The sequence below is a fragment of the Neobacillus drentensis genome, assembly GCF_036962125.1.
In the GTDB taxonomy this organism is placed as follows: domain Bacteria; phylum Bacillota; class Bacilli; order Bacillales; family Cytobacillaceae; genus Neobacillus; species Neobacillus drentensis_B.
The window spans coordinates 151,244-173,134 of the sequence record NZ_JBALOA010000004.1 but is presented as its reverse complement, the minus strand read 5'-3'; the positions used below and the strand labels follow the sequence as shown (position 1 = coordinate 173,134).

18 protein-coding genes and 1 pseudogene are annotated in these 21,891 nt (G+C 39.7%); 10 read left to right on the top strand and 9 right to left on the bottom strand.

Annotated features, from left to right (window positions below):
* Positions 1–20 precede the first annotated feature (20 nt).
* The 4 genes from V7121_RS04310 to V7121_RS04295 form a co-directional block, all read right to left on the bottom strand.
* The gene (locus tag V7121_RS04310) at positions 21–1,853 is read right to left on the bottom strand and encodes a hypothetical protein (protein ID WP_335545844.1); all 1,833 of its coding nucleotides are present in this window, start codon (positions 1,851–1,853) and stop codon (positions 21–23) included.
* A gap of 326 nt (positions 1,854–2,179) precedes the next feature.
* A complete protein-coding gene (locus V7121_RS04305) occupies positions 2,180–3,622 on the bottom strand; it encodes an amino acid permease (RefSeq protein WP_335497330.1) in 1,443 nt (480 codons plus the stop codon).
* A gap of 176 nt (positions 3,623–3,798) precedes the next feature.
* Positions 3,799–5,790 (bottom strand): hypothetical protein, encoded by a 1,992-nt coding sequence (locus tag V7121_RS04300; RefSeq protein WP_335545842.1) that lies wholly within the window; start codon positions 5,788–5,790, stop codon positions 3,799–3,801.
* Positions 5,791–5,805: 15 nt separating this feature from the next.
* Complete coding sequence (locus V7121_RS04295; RefSeq protein WP_335545841.1) at positions 5,806–7,032, bottom strand: ATP-grasp domain-containing protein; 1,227 nt, start codon at positions 7,030–7,032, stop codon at positions 5,806–5,808.
* Positions 7,033–7,336: 304 nt separating this feature from the next.
* On the opposite strand from V7121_RS04295, the gene V7121_RS04290 reads away from it, so the two are divergent.
* On the top strand, positions 7,337–7,894 hold the full coding sequence (locus tag V7121_RS04290) for a GNAT family N-acetyltransferase (protein WP_335497334.1): 558 nt from the start codon (positions 7,337–7,339) through the stop codon (positions 7,892–7,894).
* 80 nt (positions 7,895–7,974) lie between these two features.
* Here V7121_RS04290 and V7121_RS04285 read toward each other — a convergent pair whose 3' ends face one another.
* On the bottom strand, positions 7,975–8,892 hold the full coding sequence (locus V7121_RS04285; protein ID WP_335545839.1) for an aldo/keto reductase: 918 nt from the start codon (positions 8,890–8,892) through the stop codon (positions 7,975–7,977).
* 310 nt (positions 8,893–9,202) lie between these two features.
* Here V7121_RS04285 and V7121_RS04280 point away from each other — a divergent pair, with 310 nt between their 5' ends.
* Positions 9,203–10,747: a flavin monoamine oxidase family protein gene (locus tag V7121_RS04280; RefSeq protein ID WP_335497336.1), complete on the top strand. Its 1,545-nt coding sequence runs from the start codon at positions 9,203–9,205 to the stop codon at positions 10,745–10,747.
* A gap of 66 nt (positions 10,748–10,813) precedes the next feature.
* Here the strand turns inward: V7121_RS04280 and V7121_RS04275 are convergent, their stop codons facing one another.
* Both V7121_RS04275 and rluF read right to left on the bottom strand, forming a co-directional pair.
* Positions 10,814–11,353 carry a helix-turn-helix domain-containing protein gene (locus tag V7121_RS04275; protein WP_335497338.1) on the bottom strand — a complete coding sequence of 180 codons (540 nt, stop codon included), beginning with the start codon at positions 11,351–11,353 and terminating at the stop codon, positions 10,814–10,816.
* A 27-nt stretch (positions 11,354–11,380) separates the two neighbouring features.
* On the bottom strand, positions 11,381–12,088 hold the full coding sequence (gene rluF / locus V7121_RS04270) for a 23S rRNA pseudouridine(2604) synthase RluF (protein WP_420490601.1): 708 nt from the start codon (positions 12,086–12,088) through the stop codon (positions 11,381–11,383).
* A 299-nt stretch (positions 12,089–12,387) separates the two neighbouring features.
* On the opposite strand from rluF, the gene V7121_RS04265 reads away from it, so the two are divergent.
* The 3 genes from V7121_RS04265 to V7121_RS04255 all read left to right on the top strand — a co-directional run bounded on the left by V7121_RS04265 (position 12,388) and on the right by V7121_RS04255 (position 15,799).
* Positions 12,388–13,575: a L,D-transpeptidase family protein gene (locus tag V7121_RS04265; RefSeq protein WP_335545837.1), complete on the top strand. Its 1,188-nt coding sequence runs from the start codon at positions 12,388–12,390 to the stop codon at positions 13,573–13,575.
* Between the two features lie 435 nt (positions 13,576–14,010).
* Positions 14,011–15,186 carry a ParM/StbA family protein gene (locus tag V7121_RS04260; protein WP_335497341.1) on the top strand — a complete coding sequence of 392 codons (1,176 nt, stop codon included), beginning with the start codon at positions 14,011–14,013 and terminating at the stop codon, positions 15,184–15,186.
* 13 nt (positions 15,187–15,199) lie between these two features.
* Positions 15,200–15,799: a hypothetical protein gene (locus tag V7121_RS04255; RefSeq protein WP_335497342.1), complete on the top strand. Its 600-nt coding sequence runs from the start codon at positions 15,200–15,202 to the stop codon at positions 15,797–15,799.
* Between the two features lie 80 nt (positions 15,800–15,879).
* Here the strand turns inward: V7121_RS04255 and V7121_RS04250 are convergent, their stop codons facing one another.
* Complete coding sequence (locus tag V7121_RS04250; RefSeq protein WP_335497343.1) at positions 15,880–16,005, bottom strand: DUF4023 domain-containing protein; 126 nt, start codon at positions 16,003–16,005, stop codon at positions 15,880–15,882.
* A gap of 160 nt (positions 16,006–16,165) precedes the next feature.
* On the opposite strand from V7121_RS04250, the gene V7121_RS04245 reads away from it, so the two are divergent.
* On the top strand, positions 16,166–17,116 hold the full coding sequence (locus V7121_RS04245; protein WP_335545836.1) for a phosphotransferase: 951 nt from the start codon (positions 16,166–16,168) through the stop codon (positions 17,114–17,116).
* Positions 17,117–17,156: 40 nt separating this feature from the next.
* Here V7121_RS04245 and pepT read toward each other — a convergent pair whose 3' ends face one another.
* Positions 17,157–18,389 (bottom strand): peptidase T, encoded by a 1,233-nt coding sequence (gene pepT, locus V7121_RS04240; protein ID WP_335497345.1) that lies wholly within the window; start codon positions 18,387–18,389, stop codon positions 17,157–17,159.
* Positions 18,390–18,669: 280 nt separating this feature from the next.
* On the opposite strand from pepT, the gene V7121_RS04235 reads away from it, so the two are divergent.
* The 4 genes and pseudogenes from V7121_RS04235 to V7121_RS04220 all read left to right on the top strand — a co-directional run.
* Positions 18,670–19,293, top strand: a complete 624-nt coding sequence (locus tag V7121_RS04235; protein ID WP_335545834.1) for a TetR/AcrR family transcriptional regulator — start codon at positions 18,670–18,672, stop codon at positions 19,291–19,293.
* An 86-nt stretch (positions 19,294–19,379) separates the two neighbouring features.
* Complete coding sequence (locus V7121_RS04230) at positions 19,380–20,264, top strand: ABC transporter ATP-binding protein (RefSeq protein ID WP_335497348.1); 885 nt, start codon at positions 19,380–19,382, stop codon at positions 20,262–20,264.
* 6 nt (positions 20,265–20,270) lie between these two features.
* Entirely contained in the window at positions 20,271–21,068 is a 798-nt protein-coding gene (locus V7121_RS04225) for an ABC transporter permease subunit (RefSeq protein WP_335545832.1), read from the top strand.
* 15 nt (positions 21,069–21,083) lie between these two features.
* Positions 21,084–21,891 (top strand): annotated as a pseudogene (locus V7121_RS04220) (ABC transporter permease subunit); the annotation flags it as partial.

The following is a 21,891-nucleotide window of genomic DNA, read 5'->3' as shown; positions in this document are numbered from 1 at the left end:
GGGATGGGGGTGCTCCATTTTTAGTCTGGAACTGGGTAGTGAAAAGCATATAAGCAATGAAGAAAATCTTCAAATGGCAGGGAAGACTCCCCCTCTTTTTCTCCATTACCAGTAACACTAGTTTTAATGGAATTCCCCCAAACTTGAAGGCTGTCATTATTCGGATTATAAAAATAGACACGTAAGCAGCCGGACTGGTCATGACCGACTCTTTGGATAAGGACGGCATGAGCGCCAAGCGGCTGACCAGAATGGTTGTAAATCGTGATTCCAGCTGGCTGCGGAAGCCCTGCATTGACAGTTGGATTGTTTGCAGGGTGGTAGTACTTCAGGAATTTAGCTGTAAACTCAAAGTCACTGTAAGAATCAGAAAATTGGGTCCAAATCCCTTTGAGATGAAAGGCTGGGTTAATCCATTTATGAGGATCCTGACCGCGTCCTTTAGCAGCCTTTAACATTTCAAAATAAATCGCATCAAGGTGAGGAATCAGTAGTAGAGAAACAGTATCAATATTGTCGGTATCATCCATTGAAAGGTGCGGCAGCAGATCTGAGGTAAGGGAATTTCCTTCAAAATTCATCGTTACTTTTCCGTCCTCCAAGAAGGAGGTAAACATTTTCAACAGCATGACAGGTTCTTTTTGTGACCAATAACTAAGTGCCCTTGTTGATTGGCAGGTTGGGTTGAAACCTTGCCCAATTCCTAAGGGCTGCCCTAGAACGCTGACTATTTCAGATAGTAAAAGAGAACGGATTGTGTGGATATCAGTTATTTTATGCACTTCTGCTAGTTTGTTTTTGACCCCGCAATGAAGGGGAACAGTATTCAGCTTTTCGATTTCCTTAGTAAATTCCCCCGTAAAGATATCTCGCTGCAGCAATCGAATCAAACCATAAATGCTTCGTCTAGTTTTCATGGTTACTGAGGAATCAATAAGTGAGGAGACAAATGGTAAATTCACACGCAAATTTTCCCTTGCTGTTTCATCCACACAAAGCATGGCTGGAAGCAAGTCTTTTCTTTCTTTATTTATATAAAGAAGAAAGAGTACATGAAAGGGTGAGACAAGCCCTGTTTGGTTCATGGAAGAAAGCAACTGGTTTGCTTCACGGATTAATTGTAAATCGTTGCTAGTGCTCAATTTTTCCTGATAATTCTCAATGGAAGAGTGGGCAGCAAGGTCAGCTGGAGAATAAACAGCATTTTCATAAAGACTCAGGCTGGAATCTGCTTCTTCAAGGCCACCTGCTAATCTTTTGGCACTGGCAATTAACTTTAAAATTTTATCTGTGACAATAGGTCTTTGAACGGCTAGGTTATCGACTTCTTGATAGAGATTTTGGAACACCAACGGCGAAAAACAATGATCGGCGATAAAACCTAAAATCTCCGAAGCCTGCTTATCCTTGTAAAGCTGCAAGACGCGATTTTCTTCTGTTTCCCTCATTAACAGCAGGTCTAAGTTCAATGCCATCACTCTAGTCAAAAAATCAGTCGCTTCAAAGGCCGTCATTTCTGGATGATGGTAATCACCTCTGGCAATGGCGAGGATTCTCAAATTACTCAATGCTTCAGCTGTTGCCATGATTCCACCCGCATGGAGGGTCCCTCGAACAAGGACAGGGTTCAGTTTCTTGACATTCTCCCATGGCTTACCAGTAAATACCCCAGCCCCATCAAAGAGATGAGAATACTTAAAGAGCTTGACTAATCCATTCGGTTCGGTGAGAAGGGCTGCGGCTTCTTCAAGGACAGCTGGTTGAAATAAACTTTTATGTTGAATGGAAGCTTGCGATAAATGGTTAAATGCCTTCTGAAACGAATTCTCCGAAGAAAATAGAAAAAGTCCCATATGTCACTTCCCCTCATTAGGATATTTCCTTAACAGTATTTTATTGAGAAAATTTACAGAGAATGACAAAACAGCAGAAAAAACAAAAGGGCATTGTTTAAACCGAGGAGTAATGATGATTTATCCTTGTTCTTTAGCATCAGTTAAAATGAATATTGTTGATTACAAGGATGTTACAATTTATTAAATATTCTATAAATTAAAATGAATATTGATTAATGTATCATACGATGGCAAGGAATTCAAATGAAAATTATTATTAGCATGAAAGCACGAAGGATGGACAAAAAAAGAACACTTGGAAACTCTCCAAGTGTTCTTAAGTATTAAATAACCATTTTTTTATTTTCAGCCAGTTCAATTTCATGTTCAAGCATAACATCTTGCTCCCGCGCCTTTTTAATTTTGAGGTGGTAGATTAAGTAACAGGCACCTACAAACGGTACACCAAGGTAAAGAGCCAGTCGTTGAGCAGGATCAAATGCTAAGCTGACAAGGACAGACACGTTTAATAATAAGCCAACAATTGGTAAAACAGGATATAGAGGGGTTTTGAATTTGAGATCGGACGTTTTCCCACCTTCACGAATAAATCTTCTACGGAAGGCAATTTGTGAGGCTGTAATCGAGATCCAGCCAACTTGAGCACCTAAACCAGCTACAGAAAGGAGCCACATAAAGACGGTTTCTTCAGCGAAAAATCCTGATAGAAGCGATAAAAGCGCAATGCCAATCGTAAAACAAAGAGCATTGATTGGTACACCTCGTTTATTTACTCTTGTAAGAAAAGGGCTGGCCATTTTTTCTTTGGACATTGCATACAGCATCCGCGTCCCAGCGTACAGACCGGAATTGGCTACAGATAGGAGTGCAGTAAGAATAACAAAATTCATAAGATCGGCAGCATATGGAATTCCAATACTATCAAATACAACAACAAAAGGACTTTCAATAACGCCAGCTTTTTCCATTGGGATTAACCCAGATAAAACAAATATGGCTAATACAAAGAAGAAAAGGGTCCGCCAAACGGTTTGTTTAATCGATTTCGGAATCGTCTTTTCTGGTTCTTCACTTTCCCCTGCCGCAATCCCGATTAATTCGGTTCCTTGGAAAGAGAAGTTAACGGCAATCATCGTGGTTACTAATGCGGCAAATCCGTTAGGTAAAAGTCCATGTGAGGTGAAATTTGAGAAAAATGGCGCGCTATGGCTGCCGCTCATATCAATTAATCCAAACATAGCAGCCCCGCCAAGGCCAATAAACATAAGAATTGCAACAATTTTAATACTTGCAAACCAAAATTCTGCTTCTCCAAACGCCCGTGCTGAGAGCGCATTTAGTAAGAATAATAGAACAGCAAACACAGCACTCCAAATCCAAACGGGTGCATCTGGAAACCATCTCTGCATAAGCTGGCCGGCAGCCAAGAATTCTAAGGCAACGGTCACAGACCAGCCAAGCCAGTACAGCCATCCTAGTGCGAACCCGGTTCCAGGACCAATAAATTTCGTTGTATACGTTTGGAAAGACCCTGATACTGGCATCGCTACAGACAATTCACCGAGGCAAAGCATTGTTAAAAACATAATAAAACCGCCAACGATATAGGATAGAATCGCCCCAGCTGGACCCGCTTGGCTAATGGTAAAGCCGGAACCTAAGAATAGTCCTGATCCAATAACTCCACCTAATGAAATCATGAAGATGTGCCTTGTTTTCATGGTTCTCTTTAACTCATGTGACGAATGGTTTTCCCGTAAATTCATAAAAATCCCCCTTTTTCCCATAATTAGTAGCTGATTTTTAATATAAATGCCCAACCTTATCCTCCACTTGAATCTTGCATGGTCCCCCCAGGCCATATAATCGGAAAAGTAAAGAGTCTGATGTCCTGATTATCGTTTTACAAGATTCAAGCTAGAAAAGGATAAATCTAAATTAATTAAGCCCAGACATAGTTTCTGCCCCAACTGTCTTTTGCAAGTGCTTGTACTTCTTCAACAAGGATGTCTTCAACCATATAGGTATCTCCTTGTTCAAAAGGATTGTAATGGAACGCGTACATTCTTGACACAAAGTCTTGGAACGGAAGGGAGGATTCGCCTTCTAGTTCACCAAAGCCTGACACACTTGCTTTGATGCCCTGGCCCCAATTTTGGCCGCTATCGTTGTTTGGATTGTAGAAATAAATTCTGAACTCCCCGTTTTTGTCTTTGTTAATCCGTTGAATGGACACGGCATGGAGACCGAGCAGCTCACCGTGTACATTGGTAATGAAAATACCGACCGGATTTGGGTAAACCAGTTTAAAGCCTTCATTATAATCTGGATGATGGGTAGCATAGAATAACTTGACGAATGCTGGATAGTTGGTAACCTGAAGGGTCATTTGGTCAATGGCATTCAGGAATCCTCTTGGAATCCACTCTCCGTAAAACTCAGGATTAACCCACTTGTGGCCATCTTCTCCCCGTAATAGAGTTCGCTTCATCATCTCGTGATAAATTTTATCCAGATGTGGGACAAGTACGGTCGATACGGGATCTAAATCTGGATCCATTTTACTGGCGATGCCATCAATGAGAAGACTGGAGTGAATGACCTCTCCTTCAAATGCCATGCTGATGCTATGATCACGGGCGGCACGAGTAATGTAATCCATTAACCGGTCGATTCCATGCTGAGCCCAAAGGGAGATGGCTCTTGCTGACTGGCAGGTAGGATTGTGGCCTTGACCAACACCTAGCGGTTGTCCAAGAACACTCACAACGCCAGCGATTAACAGACCATTCATACTAATTCCGCCATGCTCCATTTCAGGCCGTGCGAGTGCTTGACGCACTTGAGCATGGATGGGAAGATCGAACAAAGTGCTTAGCGAATGTGCTAGGGATTCCTGTGCCAAAATTCCGCGGTCCAGCATCAAGGCCAGTCCATAAATAGCTTGGCGTGTTTCAGGATAAATAGACACTTGAATGATGTCATGGATAAGTTTTTTATGGGCATTAAAGCAAGCAATCCCTGTTTCAGACAAACCAATTGAAATCGGAATAATATGACTATTCTTTCGATTAAGGAACCTTAGGAGTACCACATGATAGGAGGAAACTAATCCTGTATCTTTCATCGCTCCCGCAAAAATTTTTGCTTCCGCCTCAATTTCATCATCATAGGCATTCTCTAATCTCAATCGGTATTCTCTTTGATTGGCTGCATCCTTGCTTAACGGTGTTGGAGCATAGGCAGCACGTGTAAATTTAAGCAGTTCAGCGGCAGTTTTTTCATCAATGCCAACCTCAACTAATTGCCCAGACATGTCAAGCATATTTAAAATTCGTTCAGTGTTAATCGGACGTTGCACAGTTAATCGGTCAATTTCCTGGACAATTTTTTCTGCGATTGCCTTGAACGAAAGCTCCTTGCCAAGGTATTGGAACAGACGATGTGCCCGAACCATATGATCGTCTAACAGTGTATTTCCTTCTTCTAACTGCAGTGGGAATAAAAGATCGAGATTAAGAGCAAGAACCTCGTTCAAAAAGGCGCTTGCCTCACCCTGACTGAAATCCGAATGGAGGTAATCCCCTTTAGCAATCGAAAGCATCCTCATTTCGCTTAATAATTCAAGAATGGAATTCACGCCTTCTTTAAGTCGAAGCGATCCCCCCACAAACGATGGCTGCATTTTAGTTGGATCTTCCCATAATCCCCCATGGAAGACACCAGCCTGATCAAACCGATGGGCATTTTGATAAAGTACAATAAGCCCTTCATCTGAACTAGCTAGCTCGATTGCCAATTGGAAGACCTCTGTTTGATATAAACTTTTTGCAAAAGGTTTTGCCTGCTCTAGCTTGTCAATGGCAGCTTCGAATTTACCTTTTAATGCTGATGTGTGTTTATTCATCCTTTTCTTCTTTGTGGTTGTACTCATCCTTTTATGACCTCCTTATAGGTAGAAATTATAATCCTCATATTTTTTCATTAGGGTTCTCATCACATCGCTGTCTTTCCCGAAAAAGAAAATCGTGCCATAATGGTTCCCAAATCCTACCCGTTCAGCCACTTTGGATGTAATCGGAATGAACATATCATGCTTATCAAAATAAGGATGGTTTTTCAGCTCTTCAGGAATATCCAATTTGTTCACTTTTTTAACATTTGGATAGACCATCAGACTGCCGGCAATTCCTTGTGCCGAAACCACTTCAACAGGGAAAAATGCCTCCAATTGTTCCTGGGTCGTATCGGGGTCGCTGCAAAGGACTTGAGCCTGAAAAGGACTAAATCCATAAGCTTTTTCCATCAATTCGAAAATATGACCGCCTGGAACACGTGCGGCTACTTCTCCAAAATACAATGTTCCATCGGGTGCAAGGAAAAATTCTGGATGAATAATGCCATAATCAATTTCAAAAGCGGCTACAAGCTTTTCAATTTCTACCGTGATTTGCGGTCTCCATTTTTCAAGTGATGGCGAGGCAGGAATAAAATTAGAGTGACCAAGCTCGACATATTCGGTGATATTTAAAAACATCGCTTTACCGTTGTGGATAAATGCTTCACACGAAAATTCTTGTCCTTCCAAATGGCTTTCCATCAAAAGCGGAAACTCTGAGTCATCAATTTTGTCCACATCTCTTGGATCCCTAATCATTCGGTGCCCGACCGTACCTGCTTTATCAAATGGTTTGACATGGATAGGGTCATTGGTCTCACCATCGATTTTTAGCAAGGTCTCATTTACACGCTTGAAGAACCAATAAATATCGTCCTTTGAGTAGGCTTCTTCAAAAATTCCTACACGGATCCCGGCTAGTTGAGCTCTTCGCTTCATCAGGCCCTTGTCACGTAAGAGCAATGATTTCTTGAAGATACGCGGGTCATTCCGAAATTTTGCATTGAGCGTACCAGCCCATTCTACGGTTTCTTCATAAATGGGAACGGCTAGTTTAGTAGATTTTTCTTTCAATGTTTCATAGAGTTCGTCCGCTCTTTCAATTGGTTGATCAAATTGCCATGGGACAAATGGAATTCCATTTGCTTCAGCAAAAGCAGTAAACTCAGGAGGACCAACCACTACATATGGACGCCCTAGTTTGTCAATTGCTTCAATTGCTTGCAGGCTCCAGCCTAACAATGCTGTAACTCTCTCCTTGCTTTCTACCATTTCCATAAGAATCCCTACCTTTTGAAGTATGTAATGTAAAATAACCATCCTCATTCTATCAAAAAACTATTTTACAAAAAGAAAATTCAATTTACATTATTCGACGTCAACTAGTTTAAATTCACTAATATTTGGATACTTTAAGATAATTTCGACAAAAAAATTATTTTTTTCCCATTTTTATGTAGTAAAAGCGCTTTATTTGATGGAATATTTTAAATTGATTCGACAAAAGTCTCCGTTCAAAAGTTTTGCTTCAGGATTTAGAATAGATTTTGTTATGCAATAGATAATAAAAGGAGGCGAATGTATGTACGATTGGTACAGTAGGTTAACAAGTTACTTTCCTGAAAGGGAAATGAAATCAAAGCAGCATTTTGAAGTACTATTTCAAGAAAAACTAGAGACCTATAAATTACTAGAAGGCCCAGACCATATGGTTATCTATTTAGACCAACCAGATTACATATTTATCGACTTTATCTTAGTGTTCGGCAATAGTCGTGGAAAAGGAAGAGGCAGCATGGTTCTTAATGAGCTGAAGCAATGGGGGAAACCAATTATCTTGGAGGTTGAGCCAGCAAATTTGAAGGATCCTGACTCGGAAAAAAGAATTCGCTTTTATGAAAAGCATGGTTTTGTGAAGCAGGATTCAATTAGCTATGAACGAATTCATGTGGTCACCAATGAGTTGAATAAAATGGACATTTTTTGCTGGTCACCAATACATAGAAATGAAGACTGGGTATTTGATCGAATAAAAAATGCCTATGAGGAAGTACATGCCTATAAAATTGAGGAACTATATGGACGGAAACCTCAGCATGTATCAGAGGTACTCTGGTTGAAGGAACCTGTTTACCAGTAGGAATTGTAAAAAGATTAACGAACTAATAATATCAAAAAACAAGGCACAGCCATTGCCATGCCTTGCTTTTTGAAGTGCACTTACGGAAGAATATTGCCGGCAGCTCGGTAAATTCGATACCATTCCTCACGAGTCAGTCGAATGTCACTTGCCTTACAGCAGTCCTTTAATCGGTCGATATTCATTGTCCCAATGACGGGCTGCATGTGGGCTGGATGACGTAACAGCCAGGCAATGGCGATGGTTGTATTGCTCACTTCATATCTAGCGGCGATCTCATCAATTTCCTGATTCAATTCTGGGAACTTCTCGTTGCCAAGGAATACCCCTTCAAAGAACCCATACTGGAAGGGTGACCACGGTTGAATCGTGATATCATTTAATCTGCAATAATCTAGTATACTTCCGTCCCGGCTTATAGCTGAATCATTTTCCATGTTGACATTGATTCCATTTGAGATCATTGTCGCATTGGTAATACTCAATTGTAATTGGTTTGCCACAAGTGGTTGCTTCACGTACTTCTTTAGAAGTTGGATTTGCATTGGATTTTGGTTGGATACACCAAAATGCCGTACTTTTCCTGAGTTTTCAAGGAGGTCAAAGGCTTCTGCGACTTCTTCAGGCTCAACAAGTGCATCTGGGCGGTGTAAAAGCAGCACATCAAGATAGTCTGTTTTCAACCGTTTCAATATATCGTCAACGGATTCATAAATATACTCTTTTGAAAAGTCAAACATTCCCTTGCGAATTCCGCACTTGGATTGAAGGATAATCTTTTCACGAATATCCGCATTCATGTGGATGGCATCCGCAAAAATTTCCTCACAAGTTCCTCCGCCATAGATATCTGCATGGTCGAAGAAGTTAGCCCCCTCTTCGATAGCGGCTTGGACAAAGTGTTCTGCAGCAGGCTTGTCAAGCGAATTAATTCGCATGCAGCCAACAGCGATAACTGGCACTTCCAAGGAACTGCTTCCGAGTTTAATGGTTCTCATCGTTTATTTCCTCCCATTTTTAATCGTGATGAATGATTTCAATATGTAGATGGATGATTTGAGTAATTGCTTCTAACTTCATACCCACAATCAGTGAAGCCATTCTTCGTTTTCCTTCCTATTTTGACATAAGTGATTGGTAACAAGCAATTTATACAAAAATCATTTTGCTGTATAAAAATATACAAGCTGCCGGCTTCTTGCCTCAAGCAAAATTTAAAACGATGCATATTTTATTGATAATTACTTTTTCACAATAGTGTATCAATTATTTTGCATTTTTATTTTTGCATTAAGGGGTTGGAATTTATTGGCGCGAACACCATTAGCAAGTATACTGCAGATATCATTTGTGTTAGCAGGTACTAAAGTAGAAAGGCAATTAAGTATTGGACAAGCTGCATCACAAGCTAATCAATGTTTTCATAATGCTCAGCTTTCCAACGAAAATGTTAGTAAGGATGAGCCCGTGAGTTCTCGAATTGTCGTTGTAGGAGCGGGTTTGGCTGGTCTCACTTGTGCTTATCGCCTTAAACAAGCGGGAATTACTGCAACCATTTATGAAGCCTCCGATCGGGTGGGAGGACGGTGTTGGACAAGGAGAGGGTTTTTCAAAGACGAGCAAATTGTGGAGCGTGGCGGGGAATTAATTGATTCTTGCCATATGGAGATTCTAGAACTCGCTAATGAATTAGGTTTAGCATTAGATCATTTAATCATGTCAGAGGACTTCAATACCAAGCCATTTTACTTTTTTGATCAAAGCCCTTATTCCTTTGATGAAGTTACTAATGATTTTATTAAAATCCTCCCAAAATTACAAAAGGATCTTAAAGAGGCAGGCGAAACGACCCTATATAATCGCTATACTCAGCGGGGGTTTGAGCTCGATCATATGTCGATAATAGACTACATTAACGAAACAGTACCTGGTGGCATTTATTCAAGATTTGGGAAATTATTAGCACTTGCCTATTCCATTGAAAATGGAGCAGACGCTAATGATCAGAGTGCACTAAATCTCCTTTATTTATTAGGATATGCACAAAAGGAGAACTTTCTGATGTATGGTGACTCAGATGAATGCTTTCATATTAGGGGTGGGAATGATCAGCTTCCTGCTTTATTAGCAAAAAATCTCGATGGACATATTCAATTCAATTCCCAACTGATAAAAATGGAGCAAACGAAGCAAAACAACATCAGGCTCATTTTTCGTAATAAGGAAAAGGAATGGGAGGTCTTTGCAGACAAAGTTATTCTTGCGATCCCTGTTAGTATTTTAAGAACGATAGATTATCAGAATACGAGCTTTCGCCCATTAAAAAATATTGCTATTGAAGAGCTTGGGATGGGCATAAATGCAAAGCTTCATGCCCAATTTGTCAATCGATTTTGGAATGGTCTGGGAAATAATGGCGAAACATTTGCGGATACGGGCTATCAACAGACCTTTGAATCAACAAGGGCACAACGTGGAAAATCAGGTATTCTAGTTAATTTTACTGGAGCAGAAACAGCGGCCAAACAGTTTGCATTTACCGGTAAGAAAATAAAAGAGAGGACAAAGGAATTTTTGGACAGGCTAGAACCTGTATTGCCTGGGAGCAGGAATCAGTGGAACGGTCTATCTACTGTAGACCACTGGCTGAGTAATCAATGGACCAAAGGGGCCTATTCGTATTGGAAGGTAGGGCAATATACGAAGTTTGCCGGAATTTTAGGAGAACGTGAAGGCAATGTCTTCTTTGCCGGTGAGCACACCTCGATAAAATATCCAGGTTATTTAAATGGCGCTGTCGAGACGGGCCAGAGGGCTGCATCTGAGATAATCAATGATTTAAAAAGTAATTAGGAAGATAAAAAGGCTGACATGAAAGGATTTCTGGTTCCTATTTTTTGTCAGCCCTTTTGTTCACATCTAAAAAATATCTCTTAGTTCACTATCGGAATAAATCGAAATGAGGACGACGGCTTTGCTGTCGCCAATATTTTTAACAAAATGGGGTACACTTGCGTTCCAGCTAAAGGAATCGCCTTCTTCAATGATCATTGAGTCCTCACCTTGCTCTGCCAAGACCTTTCCCTCTAACACCAAATGGCATTCTTCTCCTTCGTGGGCATTCAATTCCCCCATAGAGGCACCGCAGGGGAATTCAACTAGCATCATTCGTAAGCCTCCATTGGAGGTTAAGTGTTCTATTTTTAAATTGTTAAAGGTAGAGTATGTTCGTTCAGTCTTTCTAACAACGCGCATGTGCTCCTTTTTTTCTAATAATAGATAAGGTAAAGGAACCCCAAGAAAGGATGAGATTGTTTGCAATGTGTTAATTGAAGGCGAGGTGTTATTGTTTTCTACATTGCTGATAAATCCTTTTGATAGGCCAGTACCCTCACACATTTGCGCAATCGTGATTTTTTTTCGATTTCGTATTGCACGAATTTTTGATCCTATTTCCACATGAGCCACCTCGAGTGTTTCTTGATCTTACCATTCTTTAGGCTGATAGTTTAAGTCAGCAAATAATTGATTTTTTTCCTTCTTCGACAAGTCTCGCCACTGACCAATTGGCAGGTTTCCTAAATGGATGTTCATGATTCTAGTCCGCTGCAAGCGGACAACCCCATAGCCAAGGCTAGAGCACATCCGGCGAATCTGGCGATTTAGCCCCTGCGTTAAGATGATTTGAAATACATATTTTGATAATTGTGTGACTTTACATGGCAGTGTTTTTGTATCAAGAATTTCCACTCCTGCCGCCATTTTCTTTATAAATTCGGGAGTAATCGGTCGATCGACAGTAACTATATATTCCTTCTCGTGTTTATTTTCAGCACGGAGGATTTCATTTACGATATCTCCATCATTCGTTAGCAGAATAAGACCATCTGATTCTTTATCCAGGCGTCCAATATGGAAGATTCGTAAGGGATGATTAACTAAATCAATGATATTTCCTTTGATATGTCTTTCCGTTGTACTAGTAATACCAACAGGTTTATTTAAGGCAATATAGACATAATTATGAGCGACTTTTATGGGGCTGCCGTTAATACAGACCTCATCGCCAGGTTCTACCTGGCTGCCCATCACGGCCACTTTTCCATTAATGGTCACTCTTCCTTCACTCACTAACTTATCTGCTCCTCTTCGAGATGCCTTTCCCGATTCGCTTATAAATTTATTAATACGCATGATACACACCCTTAAGTGGAGAATTGTAATTTTACCATACCCAACTGCTCTCTTTTTTTCAAGTCCTTCGGTACCTGACACCAGAGAGGAATCAAAACAGTCACCACCCAACGATTTTGTGTGGTTTGCTAGAGAAACGCTGGGAAACTGATGGATTTTGTCGAAGTAATACGGAATTTAATAGTATTTTTCTAATAATATAAGAAAGTATGGCTTTTTTCTCCCTGATTTTTGACAAAATCCTCCGATAACCTATGTTACGTTTGATAATAACTTACATATATATTGGGGAGATTGCGATGAAGAAGCTATCGATTACTTTTGTTCTATTGTTCAGTTTATTCCTATTTACGAGTCATGCAAACGCAAGTGGCGGTTCACAATTAATTATTATTAACAAGAAGAACAATACTCTTGCATTTTATGATGATGGAAAACTAGTAAAAACATTTAGTGTTGCCACGGGAAGAACAAGGTCGCTTACTCCGGAAGGCACATTTAGAATTGTTACTAAGATCGTTAATCGACCCTATTATAAATTGAAAATTCCAGGAGGAGACCCGCGCAATCCTTTAGGTAAGCGGTGGATGGGACTAGAAGCAAGAGGCACGTATGGTGATACTTATGCCATTCATGGCAATGCCAATGAAAATTCGATTGGAACCTATGCAAGCTCAGGCTGTGTACGTATGCACAATTCAGAGGTTATATGGCTCTTTAGTCATGTTAAAAAGTATACATTGGTTATTATCACCCACTCGAGTAACAGCTTTGATTCGATTGCTAAAGCAAACGGATACGGCAGTGGCTGGGTGGAGCTCAGCGGTAACAAATATTATTATGCTGACGGTGAAGCAAAAACAGGTTGGCAGACAATTAAAGGAAAAAGATATTTCTTCGATGATGCTGGGATCATGCAGATTGGCTGGCTTACCCAGAATGGGCAAAAATATTATCTAGATAACAAAGGTATTATGAAAACGGGGTGGCTTGATAAAGGAGGAAAGAAATATTTCCTTGATCAAACTGGAGTAATGCAAACGGGCTGGATTGCTGATAACGGGAAGAAATATTACCTGGACAACAAAGGTGTGCTGATAACTGGCTGGCTATCAGTCGATGCAAATCGGTATTATTTTGAGAACAGTGGAGCGATGAAAACTGGCTGGCTTGCCAATGGGGGAGAATGGTATTATCTTGATAACACTGGAGTCATGAAGACAGGGTGGATCAACTCTGAAGGTAGATGGTATTTTCTCAATGATCATGGTGTCATGAAAAATACGCAAGAACTAGTTAATAACAGTCAGTGGGATTATCTCGATAAGAGTGAAGACAGCGGATTAGATTGGTCTAATTTATTAGAAGAAAAATACAAACTAAACAACCAGGAATCGGTTGTTACAGGATGGTTGAACTACAAGGAGAAATGGTATTACCTCTATGTAAGTGAAGGTATGGTTGCCAGTTCCGCTAATGAAGGGTAGGGGACCTTGGACATTCACACCCTTAACGTGAAATTTAAAGAGCACCTTTAGGGGTGTTTTTTTTAGGAGGAATAAGTAATTACTTTGCTGTTTTTAAATAGAGTAAAATTATGGTAAGTATACAATTTTGCATACACGTTTACGTTTTTGTGTGCTTGTATACAAATTGTATACAAGATGTTTACGTTTTTGTAAACAAGTATACAAACCTGTATACATCTTGGGATTACGCAATGTATACGGGTTTGTCATCGTTGTATACAAAAGTGTATACAACAGACCGAAGTTTACATAATGTTTACATCATTACAGTTATATTTTTTTTGTTTAGAAATCATTGAAGAATCTCTTAATCTTCTATAACCTTAAAGAAGGACCTAGAATTACATACAACTTTTAAAAAATAAATCTATTAATTGAAAAGGAATGATATTTATGACTAAATCCAGAGTTGCAGCTATTGATGTTGGGAATGACTCCATTAAGGCCATTTTTGGGGAATTAGAATATGAATTAAATATTCCTAACATTATTGCAAGGGATACAGAAGACCGCCCGGTTATTGGTATTGAGGAACTTGATAATAAGAATCCTTTGGATGGAATCCATATTAAAGTCCACTCCCCTGCTTTGAAAGAGAACAACGGAATTTATCGGATTGGTAATTTAGCTACCAAAAGTATTAATGCCATGGAGCTTGATCCTGGCAGCAGCAAGTCTGAAGAAGACCAAACCTTAATTATGCTGTTTGCTACTTTAGCATTAGATGCAGTAAAGGAAGACCATTTACATGCTTTCCCACGGAATAAAAATGTCATTGATGCAAACTATACACTTGGAACAGGTCTGCCCCTTCGCGAAGTAAAGGAAGGTAAGGATGTAGGATACCGTTCTAAATTAGTTGGATCCGTTCATCAAGTTGAATTCCTTGTCACTCCGAAGTACCAAGGATTAAAGGTAAATATTAAATTTGATGAAATCAAAGTATATCCGGAAGGATTCGCTGCCTACATTAATCTTGTAATGGATAATAGCGGAAAAATTATCAATAAGGACCTTATTGATAAGCGCATTTTAATTCAGGATATTGGTGGATTATCAACAGATATTGCCGTCATCAAAAACCGTAATGTTGATGATGATAAAGCACAAGGGTTTAACCTTGGGGTGTCTGAATCATTAGAAGCAATCCGTGAAGAAATTAGATCGAAGCATGGTGTTGAACTAGATAGCCGCCGTGATGTCGTCGAGATTATCACCAAGAAAAGCGACCGTAATCATATTATGGTCAAAGGAAGCCGGACAAGCGTTCATGATATTACAGACCGGATCTTACTTGATCTAGCCAAAAAGCAATATCGTTTATTGCGTAATGTATGGCAAAGAAACTCACAAACCGAAATTTGTTACTTTGTTGGTGGCGGTGCCAATGTATTAAAGGAATATCTCAAAACGTTAAATAACAATTTAGACGGTTATAATATTGACTTCTTTGAAGATGAGAAAGAAAGTATTTGGATGATGGCCAATGCTTACTATAAGCTCATCATTGACTTTGTTCGAAAACAAGAGAAACAAAAAGCGGCTAAAGTTGAACCTGTAAAAAGCTAAGTAAGGTGATAATATGAAAAAAACAGCCTCAAATGAGGTTCAGCGGGGCCAAGCAATATCCTTCCGTGTCCCCTCTGATACACCTGACCATATCTTAAAGCATTTACAAAAGTTAAAGGATACGGAGAGAAGAAATTTTTCCAGTAAGATTGCTGAGTTTGTCATGCAAGGTGTTGGTAGTTCATTATCAAGGGAAAAGGAGACCATCACCATTCCCCTCCCCCAGAAGTTAACGAAGGCCCAGCGAAATTGGTTAAAGCATGAGCATTCAGAAGCCTTATTGGGAAGTATCCTTTATCAGTTAATTTCTGACCCCGTGCGGTCAACCGCACTGCTTGCTTCATTAAATAGTCATTCGCTCGATATCGATGAGGCCTTGTACCTTCAGGAAGAGGTATTTACCGAGGAGCTTCATCAAGATAGCAGTTTGGGGCAAAACGCTGCGGCACAAGAGGATGCCCCCTCCTCTCTCGATATCAATGAGATGGAGGATGACCTCGAGGCATTTGATTGGGAGGGTGCCCGTGATAAGCAGCCGGTCATGGAGGAAGATGAAATAGAAGAAGATATTGATGACTTACTGGGTAGTTTTCTTGCTAATATGAATAAATAAAAAAGGTCTGACCCCACGTGCCGCCTAAGGTAGCTGTGAGGTTGGCCCTTTTTTGTGGTCTAGCCCTTGCGCTTTTCTAATTAATGCTGTTTATTCGGCATTCTTTGGCTTTTTTGACTTGTTGCTTGGCGTTGTTTATTTTTCTGATCCTTTTCCTGCTTTTCATGCAGCTGTTCTACAAACTCATGTGTGTTTCGGTTATCCATATCGCCTAACCTCCTTGAAAAATCGAACCAATGTTATTTTGCCAACCAAGCCTGAAAATATTCTGGTAAAAAGAGTTAATCTTACCTATTCGAACATAAGTATAAATAAGAAAAAAGTACAAAACTAGTAAACTATTAATAAGGATAAGGTGGTGAACCAATGGAACTGCCTGATAATATGGTTACGGCAAATGGTAAATTAAATGAACAGGTTGTTCTGAAAAAAGAAATTCTCTATAAAGGGATGAATGGGAAATTTGTTGAAAGATTCTATCTAACGCCTGAAAAGAGCTTTATTTTTAAACCACTAACGAACGATGGTCAAATAGGGAAAGAGGTCTGGGTTCATGAACACATTCTCTCCCTTTTCCCAGATGTTTATCCGAAAATTATTACCTATTCAATAAGCGAACACACCGAACTTAATTGGATGATCTTTGAGGATCTTGGCTCACTTGTTCATGAGTTTAATGAAGAAACTGCAATGGACGTCATTAAATGGATGGCTTGGTGGCATTCCATCCCGGTTGAGAAATTAGGAAATGTCCCGAAAACGGGACTAAAGCCGAAAATAGAGGATATCATGTCTGAAGTTTTTTTAAAGAAGGTTGAAGTATATCGCCTATTAGCTGCGTTGGATGTCACGTGGGATAATATCGAAGGCATTTTCCACCACCTTAATATTTGGAAGCTTTCCAAAAAAAAGGTATTATCGCATGGCGATCTACATACCGGAAATTTTGCAATCGTCGCCAATGAATTAAAGATTTTGGACTGGGAACACACACATCTTAATACACCGCACTGGGACCTCTTCCATTTGATTGACATGGCCCATCCCCTCTTTCCTAAAAAAATGACAAGTCAGTTACGGGAGAGCATTTTGGCGTCCTATCTAAGTCAGGTAGAGTATGAGGTTGACCGTGCGGCATTTATCAAAGAGTACTATTTATTCGCATCGGTATTCTCGATTTGGATGATTTTATTGATTCAGAAGGACTTGGTGGAGAACGGTGGGAAGTGGTCTGAGGCGCAGCTAAATAACCAGCTTGATGAAACTATTTCAAGTTTACAACAGTGTATAACAGCCTTATCCAATCTTGGAGAATAAAAAGCTAACCCAGCAATATGACTTGGGTTAGCTTTTTTTATTAAGCCTTCTGTTCGGTCAATTTGATAATTTCAATTACTGCGTTTGTGGCCTTGATCATATTATCAACTGAAATAAACTCAAATTTGCCGTGGAAATTTTCCCCGCCTGTAAAAATATTCGGTGTCGGCAGACCCATATAGGATAACTGTGAGCCGTCCGTACCGCCGCGGATTGGTTTAATAATTGGTGTGATTTCAAGGCTCACCATCGCCTCATGGGCAATATCAACAATTTCCATTACCTGTTTAATTTTTTCACCCATGTTATAATATTGATCGTTCAATTCTAATTGGATGTTGTCGCTGCCGTATTTTGCCTTAAGTTCATTGATGATGTTTTCCATCAACGTTTTGCGCGCCTTAAAGCTTTCCATGTCATGGTCTCTAATAATATAGTGTAATTTCGTTAACTCGACATCGCCATTGAACGCAAGCAGATGAAAGAAGCCCTCGTAGCCTTCGGTGTGTTCAGGTGCTTCCTGTGCCGGGAGCTTACTATGTAATTCCATCGCAATTTTCATTGAATTGACCATTTTGTCTTTGGCAGAGCCTGGGTGAATATTGTTTCCTTTGATGGTCACCTTGGCTGCCGCCGCGTTAAAACTTTCATATTCTAACTCGCCAAGCGGGCCGCCATCAACGGTATAAGCATGGTGCGCATTGAAGGCCGCAACGTCAAACTTATGTGGTCCACGGCCAATTTCTTCATCTGGAGTAAACGCAACGCGAACCTTACCGTGTTTAATCTCTGGATGTTTAATCAAATATGCCATTGCTGTCATTATTTCTGTGATGCCAGCTTTGTTGTCTGCGCCTAGCAGTGTCGTGCCGTCAGTTGTGATTAAGGTGTGGCCCTTATATTCAGGAAGGCTCGGAAAATCCTTCGGTGACATTACTACTTTTAGTGCCGGGTTTAGGACGATCTCGTTCCCATCATAGTTTTCAACAATTTGTGGGTTGACGTTTTTTCCCGTAAAGTCAGTGGCGGTATCAATATGGGCAAGGAAGCCGATTGTCGGAACTTGTTTGTCTGTATTCGCTGGTAAGGTCGCCATTACGTAGGCATTTTCATCAATCGTTACATCTTGCATCCCAATTGATTTCAATTCCTCGACAAGCATCCGGGCTAAAGTCCATTGCCCCTCGGTGGATGGACAAGTTTCACTTTCTTCATTGGACTGTGTATCCACTTTGACATAGGAAGTAAACCTTTCAATGAGTTCGTTTTTCAATTCCACTACACTCCCCTTTTTGAGTTGAATTCATAATTATCATATCATTTTGAGAGAACGGTTACACATTTTTCAGGGCTTTTTAGTGTGTTCTGGGGTTACTTGCTGATAATTTAATACATCCTGTATCGTAGCACCTCCCTAAAAGCCATACTATACCTCAACTATCTTTTCGTATATTTGTTAAAATATAGCTTGACAACTATTGACCAGGTAAGTCAACGGGAGTACAATGTGGTTGACTGATGTGGTCAATAACCAAAAAAGGAGGGCCGCGACCATGTTTTCAAAGTTCTTCAACCTAGAAAAAGAAAAACAAGATCGAATCATAAATGCTGCTATAAAGGAATTTGCCGACAAAGGATATGACCGGGCCTCGACCAATGAAATTGTCAAAGAAGCAGGTATTTCAAAGGGGTTGCTGTTTCATTATTTTCAAAACAAAAAGCAGTTGTTCTTATTTATATTTGATTACTGTTATGAACTTATAATTGACGAATTTTACAAAAAGATTAATCTTCAAGAAACTGATTTCTTTATGCGTATGCGCCAAGCGATTATGGTCAAAGTGGAAATGCTCGCTATCTATCCGGATATCTTTAAGTTTATCCAGGAGATATTTTTGGAGGAATCCCCTGAAATCAAAGTAGAGTTTGATAAAAAGAAGGCGGAGCTGACCCACATCAATATTGAAAAGGCGTATGAGGGAATTGATTTTTCAAAATTTAGAGAGGATGTCGACCTCAAAAAAATGATCAAGATGATTAGCTGGACGTTTGAAAAAATGAGTGATGAGGCGCTCTATAAAGCGAAATTATCGCCAACCCACGACATTGATTATCAAAAGATCCAAGTAGAGGCAGAAGAGTACTTTGAGGTAATGATTAAATGTTTCTATAAATGAGGACTTACCATTAGGCGTAAATAGAGGTTTAGGCGATCAATGCATTTGTAATAAAATTTTGATTTGTAAATTAGGAGGCTGTCACGATGAATGTCATTGAAATTAACAATCTTACCAAGAATTATGGGAAGTCAAGAGGGATAACGGACATTAGCTTTCATGTTGAAGAAGGCGAGATTTTTGGTTTCATTGGGCCAAATGGTGCGGGTAAATCGACAACGATTCGGACCCTGCTGTCATTGATCTACCCAACAAGCGGCAGTGCCACTATCTTTGGCAAAGACACGATTCAATTTGCGCCTGAAATTAAAAAGGAAATCGGTTATTTACCTTCAGAAGTTTTTTACTATGACAATATGAAGGTGAAGGACCTATTAAAATACTCAGCTAGCTTTTATAAAAAGGATTGCAGTAAGAGAATCAAAGAATTGGCGGAAATTATGGACCTTGACCTCAATAAAAAAATTGATGACCTCTCCCTGGGAAACAAAAAGAAGGTAGGGATTGTTCAGGGATTGCTCCATGAACCAAAACTGATTATCCTTGACGAGCCAACTAGCGGCCTAGATCCGCTGATGCAGCAAAAGTTCTTTGAGCTTTTGGAAGAAGAGAATAAAAAAGGTGCAACCATTCTCTTTTCATCGCACATCCTCAGTGAGGTTCAGCGCTTATGTAACCGCGTCGCCATTATTAAAGAAGGTAAGATTGTTACCGTTGAAAAGATTAGTACCTTACAAGAAAACAACTATAAGAAGTTTAAAGTGGAAACGAAAGCACCGCTCGACCCGAACCACTTCAACATCAGCGGCGTCAATAATTTAGAAGTAAAAGAAACGATAACGAGCTTTTTATTTAGAGGAAATATTAATGATATCATGAAAAAAATTGCCGACATTGAATTAGTAAATCTATGGATAGAAGAGCCTGACCTTGAGGAGATCTTTATGCATTACTATGAAAAGGAGGCCTAAGAAGCTATGAATATATTTTTTCATGAGTTAAAGGCATATCGGAAATCGACGTTCATCTGGTCAGTATCGTTAGTGCTAATTATTGCCCTTTTTATGTCGTTCTATCCCGCATTTGCTAAGGATGCAGAGAACTTTGAAAAAATCATGGAGGGATATCCCGAGGCAATCAGGAATGCCATTGGATTTAACCTCGGCAATTTCTTTACGATTCTCGGCTTCTATTGCTTCCCGTTGTCATTCATTACTTTGTGTGGAGCGATTCAAGGAATGAATCTTGGCACAAGCATTGTCAGCAAGGAAGTCAGTGAAAAAACCGCCGATTTTCTATTAACAAAGCCGGTTACGAGGACATCGGTACTTACATCGAAACTGTTGTCAGCCTTTGTCTCAATCGTCATGACCAATATCATTTACCTGGTAGCAACCATATTCATGGTATTTCAAGTCAAGACAGATGATTTCAGCATGAAAATATTACTGTTGCTTTCTCTGACGCTATTTTTTATTCAGTTAATTTTCCTTACTATTGGGGTGATGATTTCTGTGATTGTCCCTAAGATTAAATCTGTATTATCTGTATCACTAACAACCGTATTTGCGTTCTACTTTTTAGGGATGTTTAGTAGTACAACTGGTGAGGAAGCGAAGCGTTATTTATCGCCGTTTAAATATTTCGACACGGCTTTTATCATCAAACATTCCAGTTATGAAGGATCATTTTTGCTAGTCAGTATGATCATTATTATTCTAGCCATCACAGTGAGTTATTTCGTTTATGCTAAAAAGGATATCCATTCTGTTTAAGAATTCGGCTTGCTAATGGAGGGTTTGATTATGAATATATTTTTAAAAGAACTGAAATCGTATCGAAAGTCGCTCACTTTTTGGAGTATCGGTGTTTTCCTAATGGTTGCTTCAGGTATGGCAAAATATGCTGCTTACTCCTCATCAGGCCAATCGATTAATGATCTAATCGCTGATTTGCCTAGATCGCTAAAGGCTGTCATGGGTTTCGGTGTCGTCGATTTATCAAAGATTAGCGGTTATTATTCATTACTATATATTTACCTGTTATTAATGGCGACAATCCATGCGGCAATGCTTGGGGCATCGATTATTGCGAAGGAAGAGCGCGATAAAACCGCCGAGTTTTTATTTGTCAAACCCGTTTCGAGAAATACGATTGTTGCCGCGAAGTTATTAGCTGCCTTTACGAATATTGCCATTTTTAATTTGGTCACCCTGGTTTCAGCCATAACACTCATTGAGAAATACAACAGTGCAGGTGAAGCAGTTAATGGTGAGATTGTCCTGACACAGGTGGGCATGTTTATTTTACAAGTTTTGTTTTTAGCCATCGGTAGTGCCCTTGCGGCTGTAAAAAAGAAACCAAAAACAGCACCATCTCTAGCAACGGGCATTCTGCTCCTTACGTATATGTTATCGATTGCCATTGATTTAAACGAGAACATAGAATGGCTGAAATATATAACCCCGTTTAAATATTTCGAAGCGAAGAATCTTATGTTAGGGAGCGGGCTTGAACCCATTTTCATTACTTTATCAGTAATACTAACTGCCCTGCTTTTAGTTGCTACCTTCATTTTTTATAAAAAGAGAGATTTGA

Excerpts from the sequence above, each read along its gene's own strand:
- V7121_RS04310 (WP_335545844.1), bottom strand. The coding sequence starts at position 1,853 with ATGGGACTTTTTCTATTTTCTTCGGAGAATTCGTTTCAGAAGGCATTT.
- V7121_RS04305 (WP_335497330.1), bottom strand. The coding sequence starts at position 3,622 with ATGAATTTACGGGAAAACCATTCGTCACATGAGTTAAAGAGAACCATG.
- V7121_RS04300 (WP_335545842.1), bottom strand. The coding sequence starts at position 5,790 with ATGAGTACAACCACAAAGAAGAAAAGGATGAATAAACACACATCAGCA.
- V7121_RS04295 (WP_335545841.1), bottom strand. The coding sequence starts at position 7,032 with ATGGAAATGGTAGAAAGCAAGGAGAGAGTTACAGCATTGTTAGGCTGG.
- V7121_RS04290 (WP_335497334.1), top strand. The coding sequence starts at position 7,337 with ATGTACGATTGGTACAGTAGGTTAACAAGTTACTTTCCTGAAAGGGAA.
- V7121_RS04285 (WP_335545839.1), bottom strand. The coding sequence starts at position 8,892 with ATGAGAACCATTAAACTCGGAAGCAGTTCCTTGGAAGTGCCAGTTATC.
- rluF (WP_420490601.1), bottom strand. The coding sequence starts at position 12,088 with ATGCGTATTAATAAATTTATAAGCGAATCGGGAAAGGCATCTCGAAGA.
- V7121_RS04265 (WP_335545837.1), top strand. The coding sequence starts at position 12,388 with ATGAAGAAGCTATCGATTACTTTTGTTCTATTGTTCAGTTTATTCCTA.
- V7121_RS04260 (WP_335497341.1), top strand. The coding sequence starts at position 14,011 with ATGACTAAATCCAGAGTTGCAGCTATTGATGTTGGGAATGACTCCATT.
- V7121_RS04255 (WP_335497342.1), top strand. The coding sequence starts at position 15,200 with ATGAAAAAAACAGCCTCAAATGAGGTTCAGCGGGGCCAAGCAATATCC.
- V7121_RS04250 (WP_335497343.1), bottom strand. The coding sequence starts at position 16,005 with ATGGATAACCGAAACACACATGAGTTTGTAGAACAGCTGCATGAAAAG.
- V7121_RS04245 (WP_335545836.1), top strand. The coding sequence starts at position 16,166 with ATGGAACTGCCTGATAATATGGTTACGGCAAATGGTAAATTAAATGAA.
- V7121_RS04235 (WP_335545834.1), top strand. The coding sequence starts at position 18,670 with ATGTTTTCAAAGTTCTTCAACCTAGAAAAAGAAAAACAAGATCGAATC.
- V7121_RS04230 (WP_335497348.1), top strand. The coding sequence starts at position 19,380 with ATGAATGTCATTGAAATTAACAATCTTACCAAGAATTATGGGAAGTCA.
- V7121_RS04225 (WP_335545832.1), top strand. The coding sequence starts at position 20,271 with ATGAATATATTTTTTCATGAGTTAAAGGCATATCGGAAATCGACGTTC.